Genomic DNA, 25,219 nt, shown 5'->3' with positions numbered 1-25,219 from the left:
CGTATTCGTGATCGTTCCGTGCCCGCCGTGGCGGGCTTTGCCGTACGGCGGCACTGGTGTAGCCCACTAATCTCATCCGAGTACTCCGCCGCACCCTCCGCGTGCCCCGGCGGCCCACCCAAGTCGCCGTGTACACAGGACCGATCGCACCCCTTCCCGGCCCGATCGCCCGCCCCGACCGGGCGGCCGGCGGAGTGAACGAAAGCCGCTGTACCACTGCCGGCCGTCACCCCGCGCCGGATGAGGAGATCGTCCCTGATGAACCGCAAGACCCTGGTGCTGCCGACCGTGGCCGCACTGCTCACCCCCCTGCTCGCCGGCTGCGGTGGAGGGGACGAGAGCAGAGCGATCGTCGTCGGCACCACGGACCAGTTCGTCGCCACCGAGGACGCCCCCGCCCCGCTCGACCCGGCCTTCGCCTACGACACCGGCGCCTGGAACATCCTGCGGCAGACCCTGCAGACCCTCATGCACATCCCGCGCGGCGGCGGCCGCCCGGTCCCCGAGGCCGCCGAGAGCTGCGCCTTCTCCGACAAGGAGAGCGAGAGCTACCGCTGCAAGCTCCGCGAGGGCCTCACCTTCGCCGACGGCACCCCGCTCACCGCCCAGGACGTCAAGTTCTCCGTCGAGCGCGTCCTCGCCATCAAGTCCGACAACGGCACCGCCGCGCTCCTGTCCAACATCGACACCGTCGAGACCAAGGGCGAGCTCGAGGTCGTCTTCCACCTCAAGACGCCCGACGCGACCTTCCCGTACAAGCTCTCCACCCCGGTCGCCGGCATCCTCAGCAAGGACAAGTACGACGGCAAGGCGCTGCGCGAGGGCTTCCAGGTGGACGGCTCCGGCCCGTACACGATGAAGGCCGAGACCGCCGGCGACAAGGTGACGACGTTCGTCTTCACCAAGAACGCGAAGTACAAGGGCGACATCACCCTGCGCAACGACAAGGTCGAACTGCGCACCTTCGACGACGCCGAGGGCATGGACAGGGCGCTGCGCGGCGACACCATCGACATGGCGGCCCGCGCCCTGGCGCAGACGCAGATCAGGGAGCTCACCGACAAGCCCCAGGAGGGCATCGAGCTCACCGAGGTCCCCGGCCTGGAGATCCGCTACCTCGGCTTCAACACCAAGGCCCCGGCCGTCGGGGACAAGGCCGTACGGCAGGCCATGGCCGCCGTCGTCGACCGCGGCGCGCTCGTCAACGAGGTCTACGGACCCACCGCCCAGCCGCTGTACTCGCTGATCCCCTCCAGCGTCACCGGCCACGCCACCTCGTTCATCGACACCTACGGCGAGCCGAACACGCCGAAGGCCGCCAAGATCCTCCGTGACGCCGGCGTGAAGACCCCCGTCAAGGTCACCCTGCACTACACCACCGACCACTACGGCGCCGAGACGGCCAAGGAGTTCCGGGCCCTGCGCGGCCAGCTCAACGCCACCAAGCTCTTCGACGTCCAGGTCCAGGGCACCGAGTGGTCCAAGTTCCGCCCCGCGCAGAAGCGCGGCGAGTACGCCGTCTACGGCCTCGGCTGGTTCCCCGACTACCCGGACCCGGACAACTACGTCGCCCCCTTCCTCGACGCGGACAACTTCCTCAACACCCCGTACGTCAACCAGTCCGTCCGTGACGAGTTGATCCCGCAGTCGCGCCGCCAGGCCGACCGCACCGCCGCGGCCCCCGTCTTCGAGCGGATCCAGAAGATCGTCGCCAAGGACGTGCCCGTCCTGCCGCTGTGGCAGGGCAAGCAGTACGTCGCCGCGCGCGACGAGCTCACCGGCGTCGAGTGGGCGCTGAACACCTCCTCCGACCTGCTCCTGTGGGAGCTCGGTCGCGGCACCGCCTGACCCCTTCGTTCGTACCGGCCGCGCAGTCGTTGCGCGGCCGGCCTGGCACGAGATCACGAGGCAAGTTCTGTGAAGGCACACAACAAGTGGCTGACGGCCCCGCTCGCCGCGGGCCTGGCGACCGCCCTGCTCAGCGGCTGCGGCACCGAGCAGGGCGGCGACTCCGGAGGCTCCGGAGCCACCGTCCGCGTCGGCATGTCGGACGAGATCATGGCGACCGACCCCGCCGCCGGTTACGACCCCGGCTCGTGGCTGCTGTTCAACAACGTCTTCCAGTCCCTGCTCGCCTTCCCGAAGGGCGGCTCGCAGCCCGAGCCCGAGGCCGCCGACGAGTGCGGCTTCTCGGGCGGCAGCCGGGTCTACACCTGCACCCTGCGCGAGGGCCTGAAGTTCTCCAACGGCAACCCGCTCACTTCCAAGGACGTCAAGTTCTCCTTCGAGCGCGCCCTGAAGATCGCCGACCCCTCCGGCCCGGCCCCGCTGCTCTCGAGCATCCAGACCATCGAGACCCCCGACGAGCGGACCGTCGTCTTCAAGCTCAAGGTTCCCGACGCCACCTTCCCCAGCAAGATCGCCTCCGGTGCCGGCTCCATCGTCGACCACCGCGAGTACGCGGCCGACGGGCTGCGCACCGACGGCAAGGCCGTCGGCTCCGGCCCGTACAAGCTCGACTCGATCAGCGACACCGAGGCCGTCTTCTCCGCGAACACCGGCTACCAGGGCTCCGCCAAGCGCAAGAACGACCGGGTCACCCTCAAGCTCTTCCGCGGCGACCGCGAGGCCCTCGCCAAGGCCCTCTCCGCCGACGAGATCGACGTCGCCTACCGAGGCCTCGCCGCCGACGACATCGCCGCGCTCGAAGCCTCCGCGGGCAGCGACAAGGGCATCGAGGTCGTCCAGGGCAGCAGCGCCGAGGTCCAGCACCTGGTCTTCAACGTCAAGGACCCGGTCGTCGGCAAGCTGGGCGTCCGCAAGGCCATCGCCCACCTCGTCGACCGCGAGGCGCTCGTCCAGAACATCCACAAGTCGACCGCCACGCCGCTCTACTCGATCGTCCCGGCCGGTATCGCGGGCCACAACACCGCCTTCTTCGACACCTACGGCAGCCCCGACAAGGAGAAGGCCAAGAAGGCGCTCCGCTCGGCCGGCATCACCGACAAGGTCAGGCTCACCCTCTGGTCCACGCCCAGCCGCTACGGCCCCTCCACCGACCAGGAGGTGAAGGCCATCGCCGAGCAGCTCAACGCCAGCGGCCTGTTCGACGCCGACGTCAAGTCCGTCGAGTACGAGCAGTACGAGAAGGACATCGCCGCCGGCAAGTACGGCGTCTACGTCAAGGGCTGGGTCCCCGACTACCCGGACGCCGACAACTTCACCACCCCGTTCTTCGGCGACGACAACGTCCTCGGCAACCGCTACGAGAACGCCCTGATCACCGGCGAGCTGCTGCCGGCCGTCGCCGCGTCCCCCGACCGGGCCGCCACCGGCTCCACCTACAACAAGGTCCAGGACCTCGTCGCCGAGGAGCTGCCGCTGCTCCCGCTGTGGCAGGGCAAGCAGTACGCCGTCGCGAGCGAGGGCGTCACGGGCCTGGAGTGGACCCTCGACGCCTCCACCGTCTTCCGCTTCTGGGAGATCAAGAAGGGCTGAGCACCCTCCTGACCCGTCCTCCTCGGACACGGCAAGGGCCCGGCACACGCACAGCGTGCCGGGCCCTTCCCGCGTGCCCGTCTCCCGCCGGCCGCTGTTCCCGCGAGCCGCCGGTCCCGCGGGCTCACTGCGCGCCGGGACGCACCAGACCGCTCTCGTACGCGTACACCGCCGCCTGCACGCGGTCACGCAGCCCCAGCTTCGTCAGCACATGGCCGACATGGGTCTTCACCGTGGTCTCGCTCACGAACAGGTCCGCCGCGATCTCCGCGTTCGACAGACCGCGCGCCACCAGCTTCAGCACCTCGACCTCGCGGTCCGTCAGCGTGTTGAGGGTGTCCGGAACCTGCTCCTCGCCCGAGGGCAGATGCGCCGAGTACTTGTCGAGGAGCCGACGCGTGATCGACGGCGCCAGCATCGCCTCGCCCGCCGCCACCACCCGGATCGCCTGCACCAGCTCGTGCGCCGGAGCGTCCTTCAGCAGGAAACCGCTCGCCCCCGCCCGCAGCGCCTCCACCACGTACTCGTCCAGATCGAACGTGGTCAGCACCAGCACCTTCGCCGGCCCGTCCCGGCCGGGACCCGTGATCTGCCGGGTGGCCTCCACGCCGTCCATCCGCGGCATCCGGATGTCCATCAGGACCACGTCGGGCTGCAGCGCCCGCACCTGATCGAGCGCCTGGAGACCGTCCCCGGCCTCACCCACCACCGCGATGTCCTGCTCGGCCTCCAGGATCATCCGGAAACCAGTGCGCAGCAGGGGCTGGTCGTCGACCAGGAGGACGCGGATAGCCACGGAAAACTCCTTCTCAGAGGCGGGCGGGGCCGGCTCCATTCTGCCCTGCCCGCCCCACGCCCCCGGCTCAGGCCGGAGCCGGGCCCACCGCCCCCCGCCTCAGGCCGGACCCGGGCCCACCGCCACGCCCTCGCCGCCCGGCTCCGCCGGGCGCACGGGCACCACCGGCAGCGGATACACCGGGGGAGTGCCCCCGAACTCCGGACACACCGCACGGTGGTCGCACCAGCCGCACAGCTTCGTCGGCCGCGGCCGCCAGTCACCCGTCTCCGTCGCCAGCCGGATCGCCTCCCACAGCGCGTGCAGCTTGCGCTCCACCCGCAGCAGATCGGCCTCCACCGGGTCGTACGTCAGCACGTCACCGCTGCCCAGATACACCAGCTGCAGCCGGCGCGGCACCACGTTCTTCAGCCGCCACACCACCAGCGCGTAGAACTTCATCTGGAACAACGCGCCCTCGCTGTATTCGGGCCGCGGTGCCTTGCCGGTCTTGTAGTCGACGATCCGCACCTCACCCGTCGGCGCCACGTCGACCCGGTCGATCACCCCCCGCAGCCGCAGCCCCGACGGCAGCTCCGTCTCCACGAACAGCTCCCGCTCGGCCGGCTCCAGACGCGTCGGGTCCTCCAGCGTGAACCACCGCTCGACCAGCGCCTCCGCCTCCGCGAGCCACTGCGCGAGCCGCTCGCCGCGCTCGCCCGCCGGCTCCTCGGGGAACAGCTCGCCCAGCTCCGGGCGCGACTCGAGCAGCCGGTCCCACTGGCCGGGGATCAGCGCCTTCGCCCGCGGAGCCGTCCGCTCCACCGCCGGCGCGTCGAACAGCCGCTCAAGGACCGCGTGCACCAGCGTCCCCCGTGTCGCCGCCGCGCTCGGCTTCTCCGGCAGCCGGTCGATCACCCGGAACCGGTACAGCAGAGGACATTGCATGAAGTCGCTCGCCCGCGACGGCGACAACGACGTGGGCGTCCGCGGCACGGACGCGTCGCCGACGGGTGCCTCCGACAGGGGCGACCCGGGCTCCGCCGGCGGCTGCTCGCTCGTACTCATGACACAGACCCTACGACCCGCCACCGACAGCGAGCGGAATACCATCGACGCAGGACCCCGTCGCACTGCATGATCGAACCGTGACCGAGTGCGCGGACCGAGCAGCTCGGCGACGAAAGGAACCCGTGAACCAGGACGAGTCCAAGCCGCAGCGGACCGAGGAGCCGGGCGGTGGCATCCTCATGGGCCGGCCCTTCGGCGTGCCCGTCTACGTCGCCCCCAGCTGGTTCCTCGTCGCCGCCCTCATCACCTGGGTCTTCGGCGACCAGATCGAACGCGTCCTGCCCGAGCTCGGCGCCGCCCGCTACCTCGTCTCGCTCTTCTTCGCCATCGCCTTCTACGCCTCCGTGCTCGTCCACGAACTGGCCCACACCCTCGCCGCGCTCCGCTTCAAGCTCCCGGTGCGCCGCATCCAGCTCCAGTTCTTCGGCGGCGTCTCCGAGATCGACAAGGAGACCGAGACCCCCGGCCGCGAGTTCGTCCTCGCCTTCGTCGGCCCCCTGCTCTCCCTCGTCCTCGCCGGGATCTTCTACGTCACCCTGTACGCCGTCGAGCCCGGCACCGTCCCCGGTGTCCTCCTCGGCGGCCTGATGATCTCCAACCTCATCGTGGCGGTCTTCAACCTGCTGCCCGGCCTGCCCCTGGACGGCGGGCGGATGCTCCGCGCCGTCGTGTGGAAGATCACCGGCAGCCCCATGACCGGCACCGTCGCCGCCGCCTGGATCGGCCGCGCGCTCGCGGTCACCGTCCTCATCGGACTGCCGCTGCTCACCCGCACCGGCCTCCTCGGCAACTCCACCGACGACATCGACGGCTTCACCACCGTCACCGACGCCCTGCTCGCCGCCATCCTCGCCGCGATCATCTGGACCGGCGCCGGCAACAGCCTCCGGATGGCCCGGCTGCGCGAGCACCTCCCCGAACTCCGCGCCCGCACCCTCACCCGCCGCGCCGTCCCGGTCGAGTCCGCCACCCCCCTCTCCGAGGCCCTCCGCCGCGCCAACGAGGCCGGCGCCCGGGCCCTGGTCGTCGTCGACGGCCACGGCGTCCCCACCGGCATCGTCCGGGAGACCGCCATCGCCGGCGTCCCCCAGCACCGCCGCCCCTGGGTCGCCGTCAGCGTCCTCACGCAGGACCTCGTCGACGGCATGAAGGTCCCCGCCGACCTCACCGGTCAGCCCCTCCTCGACCACCTGCGGGCCAGCCCCGCCACCGAGTACCTGGTCGTCGAGGACACCGGCGAGATCTACGGAGTCCTGTCCGCCGCGGACGTGGAGAAGGCCTTCGTGAAGGCCATGGCACGACCCTCCTCATAACACCGGTACCCTGTTCACATGTCCGAACCGACCGGTGCCGCCCGCCGTCGCGGGCCCTTCAAGGTCGGGGACCAGGTCCAGCTCACCGACCCCAAGGGACGCCACTACACGTTCACGCTCGAGGCCGGGAAGAACTTCCACACCCACAAGGGTTCCTTCCCGCACGACGAGCTGATCGGTGCTCCCGAGGGCAGTGTTGTCCGTACCACGGGAAACGTCGCCTACCTCGCGCTGCGCCCCCTGCTCCCCGACTACGTCCTGTCCATGCCCCGCGGTGCCGCCGTGGTCTACCCCAAGGACGCGGGGCAGATCCTGGCCTTCGCCGACATCTTCCCCGGCGCCCGTGTCGTCGAGGCCGGTGTGGGCTCCGGCTCGCTCAGCTCCTTCCTGCTGCGCGCCATCGGCGACAACGGCATGCTGCACTCCTACGAGCGCCGCGAGGACTTCGCCGAGATCGCCAAGGGCAACGTCGAGCGCTACTTCGGCGGCCCGCACCCCGCGTGGCAGCTGACCGTCGGCGACCTCCAGGACAACCTGTCCGACACCGACGTCGACCGCGTCATCCTCGACATGCTCGCCCCCTGGGAGTGCCTGGAGGCCGTCTCCAAGGCACTCGTCCCCGGCGGCATCCTCTGCTGCTACGTGGCCACCACCACGCAGCTCGCGCGGACCGTGGAGTCCATCCGCGAGTTCGGCTGCTACGCCGAGCCGCAGCCCTGGGAGTCCATGATCCGCAACTGGCACGTCGAGGGCCTGGCCGTCCGCCCGGACCACCGGATGATCGGCCACACCGGCTTCCTCGTCACCGCCCGTCGCCTCGCCGACGGCGTGGAGCCCCCCATGCGCCGCCGCCGGCCCGCCAAGGGCGCCTACGGCGAGGACTACGAGGGCCCCAACAAGGGCTGACCCGCCCCCGGTGGGCGTCTCGCCCCAGGGGGTCGCCCCTGAGGGCTGACGCCCCGACAACGCAACGGCGCCGCCGTCGAGTTCCCGCCCCATGGGCCGGAAGTCGACGGCGGCACCCTCATGTTCGGCACCGGGAGCGAAGCTCCGCCGGTCCGTTGCGGGGGGAACCGACCCCTCCTGTTCCGCCCTTCTGTGACGTGTGGCACGATGCCCGCAACTCCTTCCGCACCGCCCACAGGAGACTTCTCGCGTGCAGACCTCCGCCGTCACGGACCTGGCGCACACCCACGCCCGGCCGGTGCACTGGCTGGCCACCGCCACCGCGATGGCCGGAGTCGTCGCCCTCGCGGGCCTGCTGCAGCCGGGGCCCGCCGGCGCCACCGCGGCCCCCGGCCCCCTGGCCGCGCCCGACGCCGCCACCGCCCGCTTTCCCCTGGAGTGCGGGGGAGGGCCCAGCAAGATCGCGCAGCGCGCGACCGGCGACCTCGACGGCGACGGGAACCCCGAGACCGTCGCAGTCGTACACTGCGAAGCCGGCTCCGGGACACCGCCCAGCGGCATCTACGTGCTCACGCACGGCAAGGGCGGCGCCGCCCCCGTCACGCGGGTCGTCGCCACCCTGGTGGAACCCTCCCAGCTGAAGACCGTCGCCGCGTTCGCCGTACGCGACGGCGCCGTCAGCGCCACGCTGCTCGGCTACTCGTCCCCGGACGTCCCCAGCTGCTGCCCGGACCAGAAAGAGCAGGTCAAGTGGCGCTGGCAGGGCGGCGCCTTCGTCCGCACCGCCCAGGCCGAGGCCCGCGCGGTCTGAGCCGCCCGCCCCGGCCATGCCGTCACCGGCCCGTCACTCCGCGTCGGGGCCGTACACCTCGACGCCGTCGCTGACCCGCCGCACATGGATGCAGTCGCCCGGGCACTCCTTCGCGGAATCGACCACGTCGAGCAACAACGGCAGCGGCACCGGCGTCGTCGCGCCCGCCTCCTGGAGCAGCTCGTCGTCCGCGCTCTTCACATACGCGAGCCCGTCGATGTCGAGCTCGAAGACCTCCGGCGCGTACTGCACGCAGATCCCGTCCCCGGTGCACAGGTCCTGGTCGATCCAGACCTCCAGCGCCTCCTCGGCGCCCACCGCCGGGGCCTCGTTCTGCACGGTCATATCTCCTGCCGTTTCTGCGTCGCGCGGACAAGTCAGGCCAAGCCTGACGGGTGTTGACCACCCATGACGATACAACCGGGCGCTTTTGCAATGACCGCCGGTGGGTATTTCCCTGGCGTGAGGGGAAGCGCAAGGGTGAAGATCGGACACACCCCGGGGTCTTTTTGATCTAGGGGTTTCAATCACCACCCACCCAGGTAGGGTCAGGAAGCGTCCAGCTCCCCTTGGAGGAGGTGAGGACCGTGGCAGCCCACGACGACGACATCAACCGCGGCATCCGGCCGGGGCGGGGGTCTGAGGACCCCGCCGGCCAGGTTGCCTATCTCGAGCAGGAAATCGCCGTCCTGCGCCGCAAGCTCGCCGACTCTCCGCGTCACACGAGGATTCTCGAGGAGCGGATCGTCGAGCTGCAGACGAACCTGGCCGGTGTGTCCGCACAGAACGAGCGGCTCGCCAATACGCTCCGTGAGGCCCGCGACCAGATCGTGGCCCTCAAGGAGGAGGTCGACCGGCTCGCCCAGCCGCCGGCCGGCTTCGGTGTCTTCCTGCAGGCCAACGAGGACGGCACGTGCGACATCTTCACCGGGGGCCGCAAGCTCCGGGTGAACGTCAGCCCCAGCGTCGAGCTCGACGAGCTCAGGCGGGGCCAGGAAGTCATGCTCAACGAAGCGCTCAACGTGGTCGAGGCCATGGAATTCGAGCGCGCCGGGGACATCGTCACCCTCAAGGAGATCCTCGAGGACGGCGAGCGCGCCCTGGTGATCGGGCACACCGACGAGGAACGGGTGGTGCGGCTCGCCGAGCCCCTGCTGGACATCACCATCCGCCCCGGCGACGCCCTGCTCCTCGAACCCAGGTCCGGCTACGTCTACGAAGTGGTCCCCAAGAGCGAGGTCGAAGAGCTCGTCCTCGAAGAGGTCCCGGACGTCGACTACGGCAAGATCGGCGGTCTGGGCAACCAGATCGAGCTGATCCGCGACGCGGTCGAGCTTCCGTACCTCTACCCGGACCTCTTCAAGGAGCACGAACTGCGGCCGCCGAAGGGCATCCTGCTCTACGGCCCGCCCGGCTGCGGCAAGACGCTCATCGCGAAGGCCGTCGCCAACTCCCTTGCCAAGAAGGTCGCCGAGGTGACCGGCCAGCCCGCGGGGAAGTCCTACTTCCTGAACATCAAGGGCCCCGAGCTCCTCAACAAGTACGTCGGCGAGACCGAGCGGCACATCCGCCTCGTCTTCCAGCGTGCCCGGGAGAAGGCGAGCGAGGGCACCCCCGTCATCGTCTTCTTCGACGAGATGGAATCCCTCTTCCGCACCCGCGGATCCGGAGTCAGCTCGGACGTGGAGAACACCATCGTCCCCCAGCTGCTCGCCGAGATCGACGGCGTGGAAGGCCTGGAGAACGTCATCGTCATCGGCGCCTCCAACCGCGAGGACATGATCGACCCCGCGATCCTGCGGCCCGGCCGGCTCGACGTCAAGATCAAGATCGAGCGCCCGGACGCCGAGGCGGCCAAGGACATCTTCGCCAAGTACCTGACCCCCTCGCTCCCGCTGCACGCCGACGACCTCGCCGAGCACAGCGGATCGAAGGAAGCCGCCGCCCACGGAATGATCCAGTCCGTGGTCGAGCAGATGTACGCGGAATCCGAGGAGAACCGCTTCCTCGAGGTCACGTACGCCAACGGAGACAAGGAAGTCCTCTACTTCAAGGACTTCAACTCCGGCGCCATGATCCAGAACATCGTGGACCGGGCGAAGAAAATGGCCATCAAGGCATTCCTCGACCACGACCAGAAGGGCATCCGCGTCTCCCACCTCCTCCAGGCCTGCGTGGACGAGTTCAAGGAGAACGAGGACCTGCCCAACACCACCAACCCCGACGACTGGGCCCGGATCTCCGGAAAGAAGGGCGAGCGGATCGTCTTCATCCGCACCCTGGTCACCGGAAAGCAGGGCGCGGACACCGGTCGCTCCATCGACACGGTGGCCAATACCGGTCAGTACCTGTAGGGACGCGCACCGGCTGCGGATGTCCGGGAAACGGGCATCCGCAGCCGTCGCTTTCCACTCACCGATCCGTTTCTGATCTCCCCGTACGCCCCGCGGCCGCTCTAGGCTCGTGGGTACCGCCGCACCACGCGCAGCGCGGGGAGCGGCGCCGGGCAAGGAGGGCCGCATGACCGTACGGCGAGTAATGGGCATCGAGACGGAGTACGGGATCTCCGTCCCGGGGCACCCCAACGCCAATGCCATGCTCACCTCGTCCCAGATCGTCAACGCCTACGCGGCGGCGATGCACCGGGCGCGCCGCGCCCGCTGGGACTTCGAGGAGGAGAACCCGCTGCGGGACGCCCGCGGCTTCGACCTCGCCCGCGAGGCCGCCGACTCCAGCCAGCTCACCGACGAGGACATCGGCCTGGCCAACGTGATCCTCACCAACGGTGCCCGGCTCTACGTGGACCACGCCCACCCGGAGTACAGCGCGCCCGAGGTCACCAACCCCCGCGACGCCGTCCTGTGGGACAAGGCCGGCGAGCGGATCATGGCCGAGGCCGCCGAGCGGGCCGCCCAGCTCCCCGGCGCCCAGCCCATCCACCTCTACAAGAACAACACGGACAACAAGGGCGCGTCCTACGGCACCCACGAGAACTACCTGATGAAGCGGGAGACCCCCTTCTCGGACATCGTGCGCCACCTCACGCCCTTCTTCGTCTCCCGCCAGGTCGTCACCGGTGCCGGCCGCGTCGGCATCGGCCAGGACGGCCGGGAGCACGGCTTCCAGATCAGCCAGCGCGCCGACTACTTCGAGGTCGAGGTCGGCCTGGAGACCACCCTCAAGCGGCCCATCATCAACACCCGCGACGAGCCGCACGCCGATGCCGAGAAGTACCGGCGGCTGCACGTGATCATCGGGGACGCCAACCTCTCCGAGATCTCGACGTACCTCAAGCTCGGCACGACCGCCCTGGTCCTGTCGATGATCGAGGACGGCTTCATCACCGTCGACCTCGCCGTCGACCAGCCCGTACGCACCCTCCACCAGGTCTCCCACGACCCGGACCTCCGGTACCTGGTCACGCTCCGCAGCGGCCGCACACTGACCGCCGTCCAGCTCCAGATGGAGTATTTCGAGCTGGCCAGGAAGTACGTGGACGAGCGCTACGGCACGGACGCCGACGAGCAGACCAAGGACGTCCTGAGCCGCTGGGAGGACACGCTGGGCCGGCTGGAGAACGATCCGATGAGCCTGGCCGGGGAGCTCGACTGGATCGCCAAGCGGGAGCTCATGGAGGGCTACCGCCGGCGCGACCGGCTGGAGTGGGACGCCGCCCGGCTGCACCTCGTGGACCTCCAGTACGCGGACGTGCGCCCCGAGAAGGGCCTGTACAACCGTCTGGCGGCTCGCGGGCGCATGAAGCGGCTCCTGGACGAGAGCGCGGTGGAGAGGGCCGAGACGAGCCCTCCGGAGGACACCAGGGCCTACTTCCGCGGCCGCTGCCTCGAGCAGTACGCGGACGACGTGGCCGCCGCCTCCTGGGACTCGGTCATCTTCGACCTGCCGGGCCGGGACTCGCTCCAGCGGGTCCCGACCCTGGAACCCCTGCGGGGTACCAGAAACCACGTGAAGGAGCTGCTCGACCGCTGCAGGACGGCGGAAGAACTCGTCCGCGTCCTTTCCGGCGGCGCGGGCGGCTGAAATGGCCGGGCACTGGGAATCATGGAAGCAGTGCCCGGACGTTATGGAAACTACGGGGCCGATGTCAGTCCCGGCTTGTAGGGTCTGATCTTGAGAGACCCAACCGAGCGGGCCGATTCGAGCGGGGTGAGGTTATGGCGACCAAGGACACCGGCGGCGGACAGCAGAAGGCGACGCGTTCCACCGAGGAGGTCGAGGAGACCACCACGGAGGCGAGCTCCGACCTCAAGGAACGCCAGGAGAAGCTGAGCGACGACGTGGATTCCGTCCTCGACGAGATCGACGACGTCCTGGAGGAGAACGCAGAGGACTTCGTGCGGTCCTTCGTGCAGAAGGGCGGCGAGTAGCCGCCCCGGCGAGCCTGTCGCCCTCCGTCCCCGGAGCCCCGGAAAAGCCGTGGGCCCGGGGACGGATGACAGGCGGTGGCACGGGTAAGGTCCGTGCACAGTCAAGATCGGCCCGTGCGTCCCACGGCGGGCCGTCGTTCCCACCGGAAGGAATCGCGTGGAAGCCAACCCTCGTAGTATCGGGCGTCTGCCGGCGGCCTTCCTGACGCCGGGCTCGTCCTCCTTCATGGACTTCCTTGCCGACCACTCGCCCGAGATGCTCCCGGGGAACCGGAAGCTCCCGGAGGGGATCGTCGAGGCACCGCACGGAACGACCATCGTCGCCGCGACGTTCCCCGGCGGGGTCGTGCTCGCCGGTGACCGCCGGGCGACCATGGGGAACATGATCGCGCAGCGGGACATCGAGAAGGTGTTCCCGGCCGACGAGTTCTCCGCGGTGGGCATCGCCGGTACGGCCGGCCTCGCCGTGGAGATGGTCAAGCTGTTCCAGCTGGAGCTGGAGCACTTCGAGAAGGTGGAGGGCACGACGCTCTCCCTGGAGGGCAAGGCCAACCGCCTGTCCACGATGATCCGCGGCAACCTCGGCATGGCCATGCAGGGCCTGGCCGTCGTCCCGCTCTTCGCGGGCTGGGACGAGGGCAAGGAGAAGGGCCGGATCTTCTCCTACGACGTCACCGGCGGCCGCTCCGAGGAGCACGGCTTCGCCGCCACGGGCTCGGGTTCCATCTTCGCGCGCGGGTCGATGAAGAAGCTCTACCGGGACGACCTGACCGAGCAGCAGGCCACCACGCTCGTCGTCCAGGCGCTGTACGACGCGGCGGACGACGACTCGGCGACCGGCGGGCCCGACATGGCCCGCAGGATCTTCCCGATCGTCACCGTCATCACGGAGGAGGGCTTCCGCCGGCTCTCCGAGCCGGAGTCCTCCGAGCTGGCCAGGTCCGTCACCGAGCGGCGGCTCGAGCAGCCCGACGGCCCGCGCGCCGCGCTGCTCTGACCGCTCGTCGCCCGTAGAAGCCCTTCAGACCGGAAGAAAGGGACGGATAGCCGGTGTCTACGCCGTTCTATGTCTCACCCCAGCAGGCCATGGCCGACCGGGCGGAGTACGCCCGCAAGGGCATCGCCCGTGGCCGCAGCCTGGTGGTCCTCCAGTACGCCGACGGCATCGTCTTCGTCGGCGAGAACCCGTCCCGCGCGCTGCACAAGTTCAGCGAGATCTACGACCGGATCGGCTTCGCCGCCGCCGGCAAGTACAACGAGTACGAGAACCTGCGGATCGGCGGTGTGCGCTACGCCGATCTGCGCGGCTACACCTACGACCGTGACGACGTGACGGCCCGGGGTCTGGCCAACGTGTACGCGCAGACCCTCGGCACGATCTTCTCCAGCGCGGGGGAGAAGCCCTACGAGGTGGAGCTGGTCGTCGCCGAGGTCGGCACGGAGCCGGAGGGCGACCAGATCTACCGGCTGCCCCACGACGGGTCGATCGTGGACGAGCACGGCTCGGTCGCGGTCGGCGGCAACGCGGAGCAGATCAGCTCCTTCCTGGACCAGCGGCACCGTGACGGGATGTCGCTGGCGGAGGCGCTGAAGCTGGCGGTGCAGGCCCTGTCGCGGGACACCAACGGCAGCGAGCGGGAGATCCCCGCGGAGCGGCTCGAGGTGGCGGTCCTGGACCGGACCCGTCCGCAGCAGCGGAAGTTCAAGCGGATCGTGGGCCGGCAGCTGAAGCGCCTGCTGGAGGCCGACGACGCGGCGGTCGCGAAGACGGACGATCCGTCGGACGAGGTCGCCGACGAGGAGTAGCCCTACGGCGCCCCACGCGACGAGGAGGGCCCCGGAACCGCTCAGGCGCGGTTCCGGGGCCCTCCTCCGTGCCCAGGGGCTCCCCTATGCGGCCGGAGCGGGGCCGGAGGAGCCCCGGACGACCAGCTCGACGGGGAGCTCGGCCGGAGCGGGCCGCTCGCCGCCGAGGACGGCGAGGAGGGCCTCCATGCCCCGCCGGCCGAAGTCCTCGGCGGGCAGCCGCACGGTGGTGAGCTCGGGTTCGACGGCGGTGGCGAGGGCCATGTCGTCGAAGCCGGTGACGGACAGGTCTTCCGGGACGCGGAGTCCGAGACGCCGGGCGGCCTTGCAGACGCCGGCCGCGAGGATGTCGTCGTCGCAGATGACGGCCGTGGGAAGAGGGCCGGACTCGCTGAGCGCGCGGCCGGCGGCCTCCGACGCGCCCGCCACGTTCAGCGGGGCCCGTACGGTGCTCAGCTCCGTCCCGCGCACGGCGTCGGCGAGCGCGGCGGCGCGGACGTCGAAGGTCCAGGAGGGGACCGCGGAGGCCAGGTGGAGGAAGCGGCGGTGCCCGAGGGCCAGCAGGTGGCCGGTGATGCGCCGCATGCCCTCGGCGACGTCGAGATTGACGTGCGCCGAGGCGCCGGGGTCGGCGGGGTCGCTGTCGAGCATGACGAGCGGCAGGTCGGTGCCGTGGAAGGCCGCCAGGGCGTCGGTGGCCATGGAGGACGCCAGGACGCCGTCGAGGGCGGCCTGGGCGGAGGCGAAGGGGTCCTTCGCGGGTCCGACGCCGTCGGGTGAGGGGTAGAGCACGACGCCGAACCCGTGCTGGGCGGCCACGGCGGCGGCGCCCGTGTAGACGTGGGCGAAGAACTCGTTGGTGAGCGCCGGGACGACGAGGAGGGCCGTGCGGGTGCGACCCAGGCGCAGGTTGCGGGCGGCGAGATTCGGCCGGTAGCCGAGCTCACGGGCGGCGGCGCGCACGGACGCGGCGGTGCGCTCGGAGACCCGCCCGCGCCACTTGTCACCGAGGACCAGGGAGACGGTGGCCTGGGAGACCCCGGCGGCGCGGGCGACGTCGCGGCTGGTGGGGCGGCTCCCGCCGGTGGGCTCCGGGCTGTGCACTCGTACCTCCGCGGCGGCTGTCCGCCGATCCGACCTCGCGCTCGGGGGTGGACCGGCGCCTCGGGGTCATGGTACGTATGACTCCGGACGTTATACGTAAAACCTCGGGCGGATGCCCCGAGAGGGGAGACGACATGGCCACCGAGGCCACGGCGAACGGCGGCTATCTCGACATCCTGCGCGCGCCCCACGCGGCGCGCCTGCTGACCGGCACCCTCGTCGGCCGGCTCCCCAACGGCACCGGCCCCATCGCCATCACCGTCTTCACCCGCGCCGAGGGCGGCAGCTACAGCCTGGCCGGCGGCCTCATCGCCGCGTACGGCCTCGCCACCGCCATCGGCCAGCCGCTCCTGGGCCGCGCCGTCGACCTCAAGGGGCAGCCGCGGGTCCAGCTGCCCGCCGCCGTGATCTCCGCCCTCGGCATGGCCGCCCTGGCCGTCACCGGCATCGGCAACCTGTTCCTCGCCTACGCCGCCGTCCTGGTCGCCGGACTCTTCACCCCGCCGCTCGAGGGCGGCCTGCGGGCCCTGTGGCCGAGCGTGCTGGGGAGGGAGGACAGGGTCCACCGGGCCTACGCCCTGGACGCCGTCGCCCAGGAGATCATGTTCACCGTCGGACCCCTGCTGCTCACCGTCCTGGTGGCGCTCTGGTCGCCCGCCTCGGCGCTCGTGGTCATCAACGTGCTCGGCGTCCTCGGCGCCCTGTCCGTGGTGCTCTCCGAGCCCTCGCGCGCCTGGCGGTCCGCGCCCCGCGAGGCCCACTGGCTGGGCGCCCTGCGCTCGCCCGGACTGCTCGCCCTGCTGGCCTCGTTCTTCTTCGTCGGGCTCGCCCTCGGCTCCATCACCGTCGCCGGTGTCGCCTACGCCGACGACCGGGGCAACGAGGCCGTCTACGGCTGGCTGATGGCCGCCCTGGGCCTCGGCGCCCTCGTCGGCGGCGTCGCCTACGGGGCCCGCCGCTGGGCCGGGGCGCCCGAGCGCCGGCTGCGGGTCCTCGTGCTGCTGCTCGCGGTCTTCTACCTGCCGCTGGTGCTCGTGCCCGGCCCGGTCGCCATGACCGCGCTCGCCGCCCTCTCCGGAGTCTTCCTGGCCCCCGCCATCGCGTGCGCCTTCATCGTCGTCGACCGCCACGCCCCCCGCGGCACCGTCACCGAGGCCTTCTCCTGGCTCGTCACCACCTTCGGGGTGGGCGCGGCCCTCGGCTCGGCCGTCTCCGGGCCCGCCGTCGAACTCGCCGGGACCCCCGCCGGTTTCGCCGTGGCCGGTGCCGGAGGCTTCGTGGCCTTCCTCGTGCTCCTCGCCACCGGCCGCGTGCTCGGGCCGCCCGCCGCCACGCGACACGCCGTCAGCGGGGCCACGGGAAGCGGTGGCGCCGCCGCCGGGCCGACCGAAAAGAAGACGCACTCATCGGAAAATGATCGAAACGAGGCCGTCGAACCCGGTTTCAGCGCAGGCTCTCAGGCGTAATGTTCAGACATGGACCGCCGCATTTTCGGGCTGGAGAACGAGTACGGCGTCACGTGCACGTTCAGGGGACAGCGCCGACTGTCTCCTGACGAAGTGGCGCGCTACCTCTTCCGCCGTGTCGTGTCATGGGGCCGCAGCAGCAATGTCTTCCTGCGGAACGGCGCCCGCCTGTACCTGGACGTGGGATCGCATCCGGAATACGCAACTCCCGAATGCGACAACGTGGTCGAACTGGTCACCCACGACAAGGCGGGCGAGCGCATTCTCGAGGGACTGCTCGTCGACGCGGAACGCCGCCTGCACGAGGAGGGAATCGCGGGCGACGTCTATCTCTTCAAGAACAACACCGACTCCGCCGGAAACTCCTACGGCTGCCACGAGAACTATCTGGTCGCGCGCCACGGAGAGTTCTCCCGGCTCGCGGACATCCTGATTCCGTTCCTCGTCACCCGCCAGCTGATCTGCGGGGCGGGAAAGGTGCTGCAGACCCCCCGCGGCGCCGTCTACTGCGTGTCCCAGCGGGCCGAGCACATCTGGGAGGGCGTCAGCTCCGCCACCACCCGCTCGCGCCCCATCATCAACACCCGCGACGAACCGCACGCGGACGCCGAGCGCTACCGCCGGCTCCACGTCATCGTCGGCGACTCCAACATGTCCGAGACGACCATGCTCCTCAAGGTCGGCGCCACCGACCTCGTGCTGCGCATGATCGAGGCGGGCACCGTGATGCGTGACCTCACCCTGGAGAACCCCATCCGGGCGATCCGGGAGGTCAGCCACGACATCACCGGCCAGCGCAAGGTCCGCCTCGCCAGCGGCCGCGAGGCCTCCGCCCTGGAGGTCCAGCGGGAGTACTACGAGAAGGCGGCCGACTTCGTCGACCGCCGCGGCATCCGCAGCGGCACCGTCGCCCAGGTCCTGGAGCTGTGGGGCCGTACGCTCGACGCCATCGAGCAGGAGCAGCTCGACCGCATCGAGACCGAGATCGACTGGGTCATGAAGTACAAGCTCATCGAGCGGTACCGGGCCAAGCACAACATGACGATGTCCCATCCGCGGGTCGCCCAGATAGACCTCGCGTACCACGACATCCACCGCCGCCGCGGGCTGTACTACCTGCTCCAGAAGAACGGCCAGGCGGCCCGGGTGTGCAACGACGTGAAGATCTTCGAGGGCAAGTCGGTGCCCCCGCAGACCACCCGGGCCCGGCTGCGCGGCGACTTCATCCGCCGCGCCCAGGAGCAGCGCCGGGACTTCACCGTCGACTGGGTGCACCTGAAGCTCAACGACCAAGCACAGCGCACGGTGTTGTGCAAGGACCCGTTCCGCTCGGTCGACGACCGGGTGGAAAAACTGATCGCCGGAATGTAGGACCCGCACAGTTCCGGTACGGATTCCCGGCACGCACGGCCCGGCCCCGCACGTTTCACGTGCGGGGCCGACGGCATCACAGGGTGGTCCCCTAGAGTGTCCGGACAACTACTGTGCCGTCTGAGATCTGAGGAACTAGTGCGCCGACTTGCCGGCCTGCTCGTCGTCCCGCTGCTGCTGCTCACCACAGCGGCCTGCGGCAGCGACGACAAGGGCTCCGATTCCGCTTCGATGAAGAACGGGCTGCCCGCCATCACCGCGGGCGAGAAGTTCGGCGAGAAGCCGACCCTCGCCAAGGGCGCGGGCGACCCCGTCAAATCCCTCAAGGTCAACGTCATCAGCGAGGGCAAGGGCGCGGTGACCAAGAAGGGCGACGCGCTCCAGGTGAACTACCTGGGTCAGGCGTGGGACTCGACGACCCCCTTCGACAACAGCTTCGACCGGAAGCAGCCCTTCGAGCTGACCCTGGGCGCCGGCCAGGTCATCAAGGGCTGGGACCAGGGCCTGGAGGGCCAGAAGGTCGGCAGCCGCATCGAGATCGGCATCCCGCCGGAGCTCGGTTACGGCGCGAACGGCCAGGGCGACATCAAGCCCAACGCGACCCTCGTCTTCGTGGTCGACATCCTGAAGGCGGTGACGATCCCGAAGTCCGCCACGGGCACCGAGGTCGCCCAGGAGAACAAGGACCTGCCGAAGGTCGGTACCAACACCGACGGCAAGGCGCCCTCGCTGACCGTCCCGAAGTCGGCCGCGCCGACCAAGCTGGTCTCCAACTACGTCCTGGAGTCCAAGGGCGAGGTCGTCAAGGCCACCGACACGGTCGTCGTGAACTACGTCGCCGCCCTGTGGAAGGACGGCAAGGTCTTCGACTCGACGTACACCACGGGCAAGCCGGCCAACTTCCCGCTTGACCAGCTGACCCTGAAGGGTCTGAAGGACGGCATCGCAGGGAAGAAGGTCGGCAGCCGGGTCCTGATCGTCGCCCCGCCGTCCGAGGCCTTCGGCGACCAGGAGAAGCAGGGAATCCCGAAGAACTCCACCCTGGTGTTCGCCGTCGACATCCTGGCGAAGATGTAAGACTGTCCGGGTCGCGCAGACCCTCGTCTGTGCGGTTCATAGTTGTTTGAGGAGCACACTGCAGTGAGCATCGAGAAGCCCGAGGTCGACTTCCCGGGCGGCGAGCCGCCGGCCGACCTGGAGATCAAGGACATCTGGGAGGGCGACGGCGAGGTCGCCGAGGCCGGCGACCTGGTCAACGTCCACTACGTCGGTGTGTCGTTCGACTCCGGCGAGGAGTTCGACGCCTCCTGGAACCGCGGCACCCCGCTGGAGTTCCCGCTCGGTGCCGGCATGGTCATCGCGGGCTGGGACCAGGGCGTGCAGGGCATGAAGGTCGGCGGCCGCCGCCAGCTGGTCATCCCCGCGCACCTCGCCTACGGCGACCGTGGTGCCGGCGGCAAGATCAAGCCGGGCGAGACGCTGATCTTCGTCTGCGACCTGGTGGGCGTCACCAAGCGTCGCTGACCCGACGACCAGGTCTCTTCCGAGGGCCCCCGCCTCACGGCGGGGGCCCTCGGCTCGTCCCCGCGCCTCCACCGCGGCGACCGCGCATCCGTCCCGGCTTTTGTCGGGACACCCCGGGGCGGTACCGTCGGACGTCTCACCAAGTCAATCCGGCAGAAGAGGGTGCGGGGCGTCGATGGCGATTGCCAAGGCCGAGCGGCTGATGAATCTTGCGCTGTGCCTGCTCGGGACCCGCCGGCCGCTGAGCAAGCGGGAGCTCCGCGCCTCCATCGAGGCCTATATGGAGGCGACCGGCGAGGACGCCTTCAACCGGATGTTCGAGCGCGACAAGGACGACCTGCGCGAGCTCGGCCTGGTCATCGAGACCGTCGAGAACCTGGACGGCGAGACCGGCTACCTGGCCCGCCGCGACTCCAACCGCCTGCCGCCCATCACCCTGGACGCCGAGGAGGCCGCCGCCCTGGGCCTGGCCGCCAAGGTCTGGCAGCAGGCCCGGCTGGCCGGCGCCGCGAGCGGCGCCCTGCAGAAGCTGCGGGCCGCCGGCATGCCGGAGGCGGAGGACGCGTTCGACTCCCAGGCCAGTGCCCTGGAGCCGCGCATCCCGGTCCACGAGGCCGCCTTCGAGCCGCTGATGCTGGCCTGCCGCGACCGCCGGCCGGTCGTCTTCGACTACCGCAAGGCCAACGCCGCCCGCCCCGAGCCCCGGCACGTCGAGCCGTGGACCCTGGAGTGCTGGCGCGGCCACTGGTACCTCGCGGGCTGGGACCGGGACCGCGGCGCCGAGCGGGTCTTCCGCCTGTCCCGTATCACCGGCAAGGTCCGCTCCCGGGCCGGCGCCTTCACCGCGCCCGTGCCCGACGTCGTCACCGTCCGCGAGACCGTGGAGAGCTGGGCGGGCGAGACCGCCACCCGCTCGGCCCGCATCCGGCTGCGGACCGGCTGCGGCTATCCGCTGCGCGCCCGCGCCCAGTCCGTGACCGAGGGCGTCGCGGACGGCTGGGACGAGCTGGAGATCCCGTACGGGCACGGCCTCGACGCCTGGCTCGTGGAGTTCGGCCCGGACGTGGTCGTGCTGGAGCCCGCTGACCTGCGGGCCGACGTCGTGGACCGGCTGCGCGCCGTGGCCAAGGGCTGAGGGGGAGAGGAACGACCATGGCCACGAACGCCATCGACCAGACGAGGCGGATGCTGTCCCTCGTCACGTATCTGCGCGAGCGTCCCGGCGCGCACGTCGCCGACGTCGCCCGCGCCTTCGGGATCACCGAGGACGAGCTGATCTCGGACCTCGACGTCCTGCCCATGTGCGGCACCAGCTTCCGTGGCGGTGACCTCCTCGACATCGACACCGACGGCGACCGGATCTGGTGGCACAACCCCGACGACGTCGCCGAGCCGCTGCGGCTGGCCGCCGACGAGGCGACCGCCCTGCTGGTGGCCGCGCGGGCGGTGGCCACCCTGCCCGGGCTGCGCGAGGGCGACCGCGAGGCACTGCTGCGCGCGACCGCCAAGCTGGAGGCGGCGGCCGGCGAGGCGGCCGGCGCCAGCTCCCGCCTCTCGGTGACCTTCGAGTCCGAGGGCGGGGTCTTCGCCGAGGTGGACCGGGCGATCTCCGAGCGGCGGCGGCTGTGGCTGCGCTACTACTCGCCGGCGCGCGACGAGCTCACCGAGCGCGAGGTGGACCCGATCCGGCTCTTCGCCGTCGGCCACACCTACATGGAGGCGTGGTGCCGGCTCTCCGAGGCGCGCCGGACCTTCCGGCTCGACCGGGTCGCCGAGATCCGGATCCTGGACGCGCCCGCCGCGCCGCCGGAGATCGAGCTGCGGGACCTGTCGGAGGGGCTGGTGCAGCCGTCCGCCGAGGACCCGGAGGTCGTGGTGGAGGTGGGGCCCGGGGGCCGCTGGGTCGCCGAGTACTACCCGCACGACCGGGCCGAGGAGCTGGCCGACGGAGGGCTGCGGATCACCCTGCGGACCCCGGCGCCGGCCTCGCTGCGCCGGCTCGCGCTGCGGCTCGGAAGCGACGGGCGGATCGTCGCCCCGCAGGAGCTCGCCGACAGCGCGCGTGAGGCCGCCGCGGCGGCGCTGGCCGCCTACGAGGGCTGAGCGGCACGGCCCCGCCCGGTCGCGGCAGAGCGCACCGGGCGGCGACAGCAGGGGGAATGTGACGTTCCGGGGGGACCGGACGCTGTTCCCAGTGAGAGGCGTACGCGTAGCGCAGTGGGGAGAATTGAGCGAAATGTCCGCAATGCCCGGCCTGTCGGCGTCGGTCGCCCCGGTCCACTTCAAGGCCGCCTGCCCCGACTGCCGGTCCCGCTTCGAACTCTCCGCCGGCGCCCTGCGGCTCGCCATCGGCGCCAGCCGCCGCACCACCTTCTACTCCTTCACCTGCCCCGAGTGCGGCAGCGCCGTCCGCAAGCCCGCGGGGGAACGGATCGTGGAACTGCTCACCGGCGGCGGCGTGCGCACCCTGCGCCTGCACACCACCGGCTGAGCCCGCCGCCGACCGGAACGTCTAGGCTCGCCCCATGTTCTGGCCCATGCTCGCCATCGCCCTCGGCTTCCTCGGCATCGCCGTCCTCGGCGTCCTCGGCATCAAGGTCTTCCTGGAGGCCCAGCGCCTCGGCCGTCAAGTGGCCCGCACCACAGAGCGCATCAACCAGGCCGCGGAAGACCTCGAACGAGCCTCCGTCGACCTGGCGCGAACGGGCGAGACACTGCGCTGAATTCGTGCCGAACCCCGCGCGGGACCCACACGACCCGCACACGCGGGACGCAATCGCACGTATGCACAGGCATTGCCGCCCGTTTACTCCTGCGGGTTACGATCGCTTGCAGCGCGGGTGGCCGGACGCATGTCCGACCGGCCGGGCACGCACTCCAATGTCGCCTCGGTGAAGAAGGTAAACAGCTATGGGTAGGCTCGGCCCCACCGAGATCATTCTGATCCTCGTCGTGATCATCCTGCTGTTCGGTGCCAAGAAGCTGCCGGACATGGCCCGTTCGCTGGGCAAGTCCGCCCGCATCCTCAAGAGCGAGGCCAAGGCGATGAAGTCCGACGACCAGCAGAGCGCCCCCGCCCCCGCCGACCCGCCCCACGCCGGCCCTCAGGACCAGCCCGCGCCGCGCACCATCCAGGCCGCCCCCGGAGACGTGACCAGCTCGCGTCCCGTGAGCGAGCCCACCGACACCACCAAGCGCTGACCCGGTCCGCCGCGGCCGCCGCAGAGGGCGGCGGCTGCCGCACGAGATGAGGACGTGGGTTGCTCAAGTCTGCCCGCAAGCAGGAGAAGGATCCCGAGGGCCGCATGCCCCTCGTGGAACACCTGCGTGAACTCCGCAACCGCCTCGCGAAAGGCCTCCTGGCCATCGCCGCGGTGACCGTCGTGGCCCTCGTGTACAGCGAGGACCTGATGCAGTTCCTGACGAAGTCGGTGCCCAAGTGCGGCCCCGGCATCACCAGCGACGGCGGCAACTGCGCGATCGTCTCCTTCAACACGCTGATGGCGCCCTTCAGCACGACGATCCAGCTCTCCCTGACGACGGGCCTCGTCGTCGCGAGCCCCGTCTGGCTGTACCAGCTCTGGGCCTTCGTCGCGCCCGGACTGCACAAGCACGAGAAGAAGTACACGTACGCCTTCGTCGGCGCCGCCGTCCCGCTCTTCACGGCCGGCGCCTACCTCGCGTACCTCATCCTCCCCATCAGCGTGAAGGTGCTCATCAGCCTCACGCCCGGCGGCTCCGCCAACATCCTCTCGCTCGGTGACGTCCTCGACTTCACCCTGCGCATGGTGCTGGTCTTCGGCATCGCCTTCGAGCTGCCGCTCGTCCTGGTGATGCTCAACCTCACCGGAGTCCTCACCGGCCGCCGCATGGCAGGCTGGTGGCGCGGCGTGATCATGGGCGTCTTCGTCTTCGGCGCCCTCATCACCCCCACCACCGACCCCGTCGGCATGCTCGCCCTGGCCGGACCGATCACCGTCCTGTACGGGGCGGCCGTCGGCTTCTCGCTGCTCAATGACAGGCGCAGGCGCCGCAACAACCCCGACGCCGAGCTCGACGACGACGAGGCCTCCGTGCTCGACCTGACCCCCGAGGCGGTCGGCGAGATCGAGGCCGTACCCGCCGCCCGGGCGGCCCTGCCCGAGCAGGCCACCGGCGAGCCGGACGGCAGCAGGCAGCACCGGCTGAACGGTTACGACGACATCACCTGATCTTGTAGGGTCCCCCCAGACTCCATCCGGGGGGACCCCCAATGACCAGCGAGATCACCCTCTTCGTCAATCCCACCGCGGGACGCGGCCGGGGCGCGCACGCCGCGCAGCCGGCCGCTCGCGCGCTCCGGGACGCCGGATTCTCCGTCCGCACCGTCCTCGGCCACGACGCCGACGACGCGCTGCGGCGCGCCCGCGAGGCCGTCGAGGGCGGCACCGGGGCCCTGGTCGCGGTCGGCGGCGACGGCATGGTCTCGCTCGCCCTCCAGGCCGTCGCCGGCACCGACACCCCCCTCGGAGTGATCGCCGTCGGCACCGGAAACGACTTCGCCCGCTGCCTCGGGCTCCCCGTGCGCGACCCCGCCGCGGCCGGCCGCGCCACCGCCGACGCACTCAAGGGCGGCGGCCGCACCGTCGACCTCGGCCGGACAGGCCCGGGGCAGGCCGACGACCGCTGGTTCGGCACCGTCCTCGCCTCCGGCTTCGACTCCCGCGTCAACGACCGCGGCAACCGGATGCGGCTGCCCGCCGGACGCTTCAAGTACGACCTCGCGATCCTCGCCGAGCTCGCCGCCTTCCGCCCGATCCCGTACCGGATCGTCCTCGACGACACCACCGAGCTCGAGATCGAGGCCACCCTCGTCGCCGTCGGCAACGGCACCTCCTACGGAGGAGGCATGCGCATCTGCGCCGGCGCCGCCATGGACGACGGACTCCTCGACGTCACCGTCGTCGGCGACTGCGGCCGCGCCGAGCTGATCAAGGTCTTCCCGCGCGTCTACAAGGGCACCCACCTCGACCACCCCAAGGTCACCGTCCACCGGGTCCGCTCGATCACCCTCGACGCCCCCGGCATCACCGGCTACGCCGACGGCGAGCCGGTCGGTCCGCTCCCCCTCACCGCCCGTTGCGTCCCCGCCGCGCTGCGCGTCCTTGCCCCGCCGGCCCACGGGACCGAAGCCGGTCGATAAAGAT

Annotated in this window: 25 protein-coding genes; 21 read left to right on the top strand and 4 right to left on the bottom strand. The window is 70.7% G+C overall.

Features of this window, described 5'->3' with window-relative positions:
- The first annotated feature begins 258 nt into the window (after positions 1 to 258).
- Together ACFY7C_RS32570 and ACFY7C_RS32565 are read left to right on the top strand one after the other, a co-directional pair.
- On the top strand, positions 259 to 1,848 hold the full coding sequence (locus ACFY7C_RS32570; protein WP_389657683.1) for an ABC transporter substrate-binding protein: 1,590 nt from the start codon (positions 259 to 261) through the stop codon (positions 1,846 to 1,848).
- Between the two features lie 69 nt (positions 1,849 to 1,917).
- Complete coding sequence (locus tag ACFY7C_RS32565) at positions 1,918 to 3,498, top strand: ABC transporter substrate-binding protein (RefSeq protein WP_389657680.1); 1,581 nt, start codon at positions 1,918 to 1,920, stop codon at positions 3,496 to 3,498.
- A 124-nt stretch (positions 3,499 to 3,622) separates the two neighbouring features.
- Here the strand turns inward: ACFY7C_RS32565 and ACFY7C_RS32560 are convergent, their stop codons facing one another.
- A complete protein-coding gene (locus ACFY7C_RS32560; RefSeq protein ID WP_345490029.1) occupies positions 3,623 to 4,294 on the bottom strand; it encodes a response regulator transcription factor in 672 nt (223 codons plus the stop codon).
- Between the two features lie 99 nt (positions 4,295 to 4,393).
- Entirely contained in the window at positions 4,394 to 5,386 is a 993-nt protein-coding gene (locus ACFY7C_RS32555) for a RecB family exonuclease (RefSeq protein ID WP_389657677.1), read from the bottom strand.
- An 80-nt stretch (positions 5,387 to 5,466) separates the two neighbouring features.
- Here ACFY7C_RS32555 and ACFY7C_RS32550 point away from each other — a divergent pair, with 80 nt between their 5' ends.
- From ACFY7C_RS32550 to ACFY7C_RS32540, 3 genes are all read left to right on the top strand, one after another.
- Positions 5,467 to 6,657: a site-2 protease family protein gene (locus ACFY7C_RS32550; RefSeq protein WP_389657674.1), complete on the top strand. Its 1,191-nt coding sequence runs from the start codon at positions 5,467 to 5,469 to the stop codon at positions 6,655 to 6,657.
- Between the two features lie 18 nt (positions 6,658 to 6,675).
- Positions 6,676 to 7,563 carry a tRNA (adenine-N1)-methyltransferase gene (locus tag ACFY7C_RS32545; RefSeq protein WP_345490032.1) on the top strand — a complete coding sequence of 296 codons (888 nt, stop codon included), beginning with the start codon at positions 6,676 to 6,678 and terminating at the stop codon, positions 7,561 to 7,563.
- Positions 7,564 to 7,813: 250 nt separating this feature from the next.
- Positions 7,814 to 8,374: a hypothetical protein gene (locus tag ACFY7C_RS32540; RefSeq protein WP_389657671.1), complete on the top strand. Its 561-nt coding sequence runs from the start codon at positions 7,814 to 7,816 to the stop codon at positions 8,372 to 8,374.
- Positions 8,375 to 8,407: 33 nt separating this feature from the next.
- Here ACFY7C_RS32540 and ACFY7C_RS32535 read toward each other — a convergent pair whose 3' ends face one another.
- Positions 8,408 to 8,719, bottom strand: a complete 312-nt coding sequence (locus tag ACFY7C_RS32535) for a ferredoxin (protein ID WP_389657668.1) — start codon at positions 8,717 to 8,719, stop codon at positions 8,408 to 8,410.
- Positions 8,720 to 8,961: 242 nt separating this feature from the next.
- Between ACFY7C_RS32535 and arc the strand changes: the two genes are divergently transcribed.
- From arc to prcA, 5 genes are all read left to right on the top strand, one after another.
- Entirely contained in the window at positions 8,962 to 10,728 is a 1,767-nt protein-coding gene (gene arc / locus ACFY7C_RS32530; protein WP_389657665.1) for a proteasome ATPase, read from the top strand.
- A 166-nt stretch (positions 10,729 to 10,894) separates the two neighbouring features.
- The gene (gene dop, locus ACFY7C_RS32525; protein WP_389657662.1) at positions 10,895 to 12,415 is read left to right on the top strand and encodes a depupylase/deamidase Dop; all 1,521 of its coding nucleotides are present in this window, start codon (positions 10,895 to 10,897) and stop codon (positions 12,413 to 12,415) included.
- A 134-nt stretch (positions 12,416 to 12,549) separates the two neighbouring features.
- Positions 12,550 to 12,762, top strand: coding sequence for a ubiquitin-like protein Pup (locus ACFY7C_RS32520; RefSeq protein ID WP_015032443.1), 213 nt, complete (start codon positions 12,550 to 12,552; stop codon positions 12,760 to 12,762).
- Positions 12,763 to 12,919: 157 nt separating this feature from the next.
- Positions 12,920 to 13,759, top strand: a complete 840-nt coding sequence (gene prcB, locus ACFY7C_RS32515; RefSeq protein ID WP_389657658.1) for a proteasome subunit beta — start codon at positions 12,920 to 12,922, stop codon at positions 13,757 to 13,759.
- Positions 13,760 to 13,812: 53 nt separating this feature from the next.
- Positions 13,813 to 14,568 carry a proteasome subunit alpha gene (gene prcA, locus ACFY7C_RS32510; RefSeq protein WP_389657656.1) on the top strand — a complete coding sequence of 252 codons (756 nt, stop codon included), beginning with the start codon at positions 13,813 to 13,815 and terminating at the stop codon, positions 14,566 to 14,568.
- An 84-nt stretch (positions 14,569 to 14,652) separates the two neighbouring features.
- Here prcA and ACFY7C_RS32505 read toward each other — a convergent pair whose 3' ends face one another.
- Entirely contained in the window at positions 14,653 to 15,672 is a 1,020-nt protein-coding gene (locus ACFY7C_RS32505) for a LacI family DNA-binding transcriptional regulator (RefSeq protein WP_389657653.1), read from the bottom strand.
- 134 nt (positions 15,673 to 15,806) lie between these two features.
- Here ACFY7C_RS32505 and ACFY7C_RS32500 point away from each other — a divergent pair, with 134 nt between their 5' ends.
- The 11 genes from ACFY7C_RS32500 to ACFY7C_RS32450 all read left to right on the top strand — a co-directional run bounded on the left by ACFY7C_RS32500 (position 15,807) and on the right by ACFY7C_RS32450 (position 25,215).
- Positions 15,807 to 17,138, top strand: a complete 1,332-nt coding sequence (locus ACFY7C_RS32500) for an MFS transporter (protein ID WP_389657650.1) — start codon at positions 15,807 to 15,809, stop codon at positions 17,136 to 17,138.
- A gap of 9 nt (positions 17,139 to 17,147) precedes the next feature.
- Positions 17,148 to 18,509 (top strand): Pup--protein ligase, encoded by a 1,362-nt coding sequence (pafA, locus tag ACFY7C_RS32495; RefSeq protein WP_389657647.1) that lies wholly within the window; start codon positions 17,148 to 17,150, stop codon positions 18,507 to 18,509.
- A 138-nt stretch (positions 18,510 to 18,647) separates the two neighbouring features.
- Positions 18,648 to 19,586 carry an FKBP-type peptidyl-prolyl cis-trans isomerase gene (locus tag ACFY7C_RS32490; RefSeq protein WP_389657644.1) on the top strand — a complete coding sequence of 313 codons (939 nt, stop codon included), beginning with the start codon at positions 18,648 to 18,650 and terminating at the stop codon, positions 19,584 to 19,586.
- A 63-nt stretch (positions 19,587 to 19,649) separates the two neighbouring features.
- The gene (locus tag ACFY7C_RS32485) at positions 19,650 to 20,033 is read left to right on the top strand and encodes an FKBP-type peptidyl-prolyl cis-trans isomerase (protein ID WP_389657641.1); all 384 of its coding nucleotides are present in this window, start codon (positions 19,650 to 19,652) and stop codon (positions 20,031 to 20,033) included.
- Between the two features lie 175 nt (positions 20,034 to 20,208).
- Complete coding sequence (locus ACFY7C_RS32480) at positions 20,209 to 21,168, top strand: helix-turn-helix transcriptional regulator (protein ID WP_389657639.1); 960 nt, start codon at positions 20,209 to 20,211, stop codon at positions 21,166 to 21,168.
- Positions 21,169 to 21,185: 17 nt separating this feature from the next.
- A complete protein-coding gene (locus ACFY7C_RS32475) occupies positions 21,186 to 22,136 on the top strand; it encodes a helix-turn-helix transcriptional regulator (protein ID WP_389657636.1) in 951 nt (316 codons plus the stop codon).
- Positions 22,137 to 22,278: 142 nt separating this feature from the next.
- Complete coding sequence (locus tag ACFY7C_RS32470) at positions 22,279 to 22,524, top strand: hypothetical protein (protein WP_382486476.1); 246 nt, start codon at positions 22,279 to 22,281, stop codon at positions 22,522 to 22,524.
- A 34-nt stretch (positions 22,525 to 22,558) separates the two neighbouring features.
- Positions 22,559 to 22,756 (top strand): hypothetical protein, encoded by a 198-nt coding sequence (locus ACFY7C_RS32465; RefSeq protein ID WP_389657633.1) that lies wholly within the window; start codon positions 22,559 to 22,561, stop codon positions 22,754 to 22,756.
- Between the two features lie 187 nt (positions 22,757 to 22,943).
- Positions 22,944 to 23,234: a Sec-independent protein translocase subunit TatA gene (gene tatA, locus ACFY7C_RS32460; RefSeq protein WP_389657630.1), complete on the top strand. Its 291-nt coding sequence runs from the start codon at positions 22,944 to 22,946 to the stop codon at positions 23,232 to 23,234.
- 104 nt (positions 23,235 to 23,338) lie between these two features.
- The gene (gene tatC / locus ACFY7C_RS32455) at positions 23,339 to 24,244 is read left to right on the top strand and encodes a twin-arginine translocase subunit TatC (protein WP_389658149.1); all 906 of its coding nucleotides are present in this window, start codon (positions 23,339 to 23,341) and stop codon (positions 24,242 to 24,244) included.
- Positions 24,245 to 24,285: 41 nt separating this feature from the next.
- Positions 24,286 to 25,215, top strand: a complete 930-nt coding sequence (locus ACFY7C_RS32450) for a diacylglycerol kinase (protein WP_389657627.1) — start codon at positions 24,286 to 24,288, stop codon at positions 25,213 to 25,215.
- Positions 25,216 to 25,219: the final 4 nt, after the last annotated feature.

Source organism: Streptomyces sp. NPDC012769, assembly GCF_042901205.1.
Lineage (GTDB): Bacteria > Actinomycetota > Actinomycetes > Streptomycetales > Streptomycetaceae > Streptomyces.
The sequence above is the reverse complement of the archived record's forward strand: the minus strand, read 5'-3'. Positions and strand labels throughout refer to the sequence as shown.

Excerpts from the sequence above, each read along its gene's own strand:
- ACFY7C_RS32570 (WP_389657683.1), top strand. The coding sequence starts at position 259 with ATGAACCGCAAGACCCTGGTGCTGCCGACCGTGGCCGCACTGCTCACC.
- ACFY7C_RS32555 (WP_389657677.1), bottom strand. The coding sequence starts at position 5,386 with ATGGTATTCCGCTCGCTGTCGGTGGCGGGTCGTAGGGTCTGTGTCATG.
- ACFY7C_RS32545 (WP_345490032.1), top strand. The coding sequence starts at position 6,676 with ATGTCCGAACCGACCGGTGCCGCCCGCCGTCGCGGGCCCTTCAAGGTC.
- ACFY7C_RS32535 (WP_389657668.1), bottom strand. The coding sequence starts at position 8,719 with ATGACCGTGCAGAACGAGGCCCCGGCGGTGGGCGCCGAGGAGGCGCTG.
- dop (WP_389657662.1), top strand. The coding sequence starts at position 10,895 with ATGACCGTACGGCGAGTAATGGGCATCGAGACGGAGTACGGGATCTCC.
- ACFY7C_RS32520 (WP_015032443.1), top strand. The coding sequence starts at position 12,550 with ATGGCGACCAAGGACACCGGCGGCGGACAGCAGAAGGCGACGCGTTCC.
- ACFY7C_RS32500 (WP_389657650.1), top strand. The coding sequence starts at position 15,807 with ATGGCCACCGAGGCCACGGCGAACGGCGGCTATCTCGACATCCTGCGC.
- pafA (WP_389657647.1), top strand. The coding sequence starts at position 17,148 with ATGGACCGCCGCATTTTCGGGCTGGAGAACGAGTACGGCGTCACGTGC.
- ACFY7C_RS32480 (WP_389657639.1), top strand. The coding sequence starts at position 20,209 with ATGGCGATTGCCAAGGCCGAGCGGCTGATGAATCTTGCGCTGTGCCTG.
- ACFY7C_RS32475 (WP_389657636.1), top strand. The coding sequence starts at position 21,186 with ATGGCCACGAACGCCATCGACCAGACGAGGCGGATGCTGTCCCTCGTC.
- ACFY7C_RS32470 (WP_382486476.1), top strand. The coding sequence starts at position 22,279 with ATGCCCGGCCTGTCGGCGTCGGTCGCCCCGGTCCACTTCAAGGCCGCC.
- ACFY7C_RS32465 (WP_389657633.1), top strand. The coding sequence starts at position 22,559 with ATGTTCTGGCCCATGCTCGCCATCGCCCTCGGCTTCCTCGGCATCGCC.
- tatA (WP_389657630.1), top strand. The coding sequence starts at position 22,944 with ATGGGTAGGCTCGGCCCCACCGAGATCATTCTGATCCTCGTCGTGATC.
- tatC (WP_389658149.1), top strand. The coding sequence starts at position 23,339 with ATGCCCCTCGTGGAACACCTGCGTGAACTCCGCAACCGCCTCGCGAAA.
- ACFY7C_RS32450 (WP_389657627.1), top strand. The coding sequence starts at position 24,286 with ATGACCAGCGAGATCACCCTCTTCGTCAATCCCACCGCGGGACGCGGC.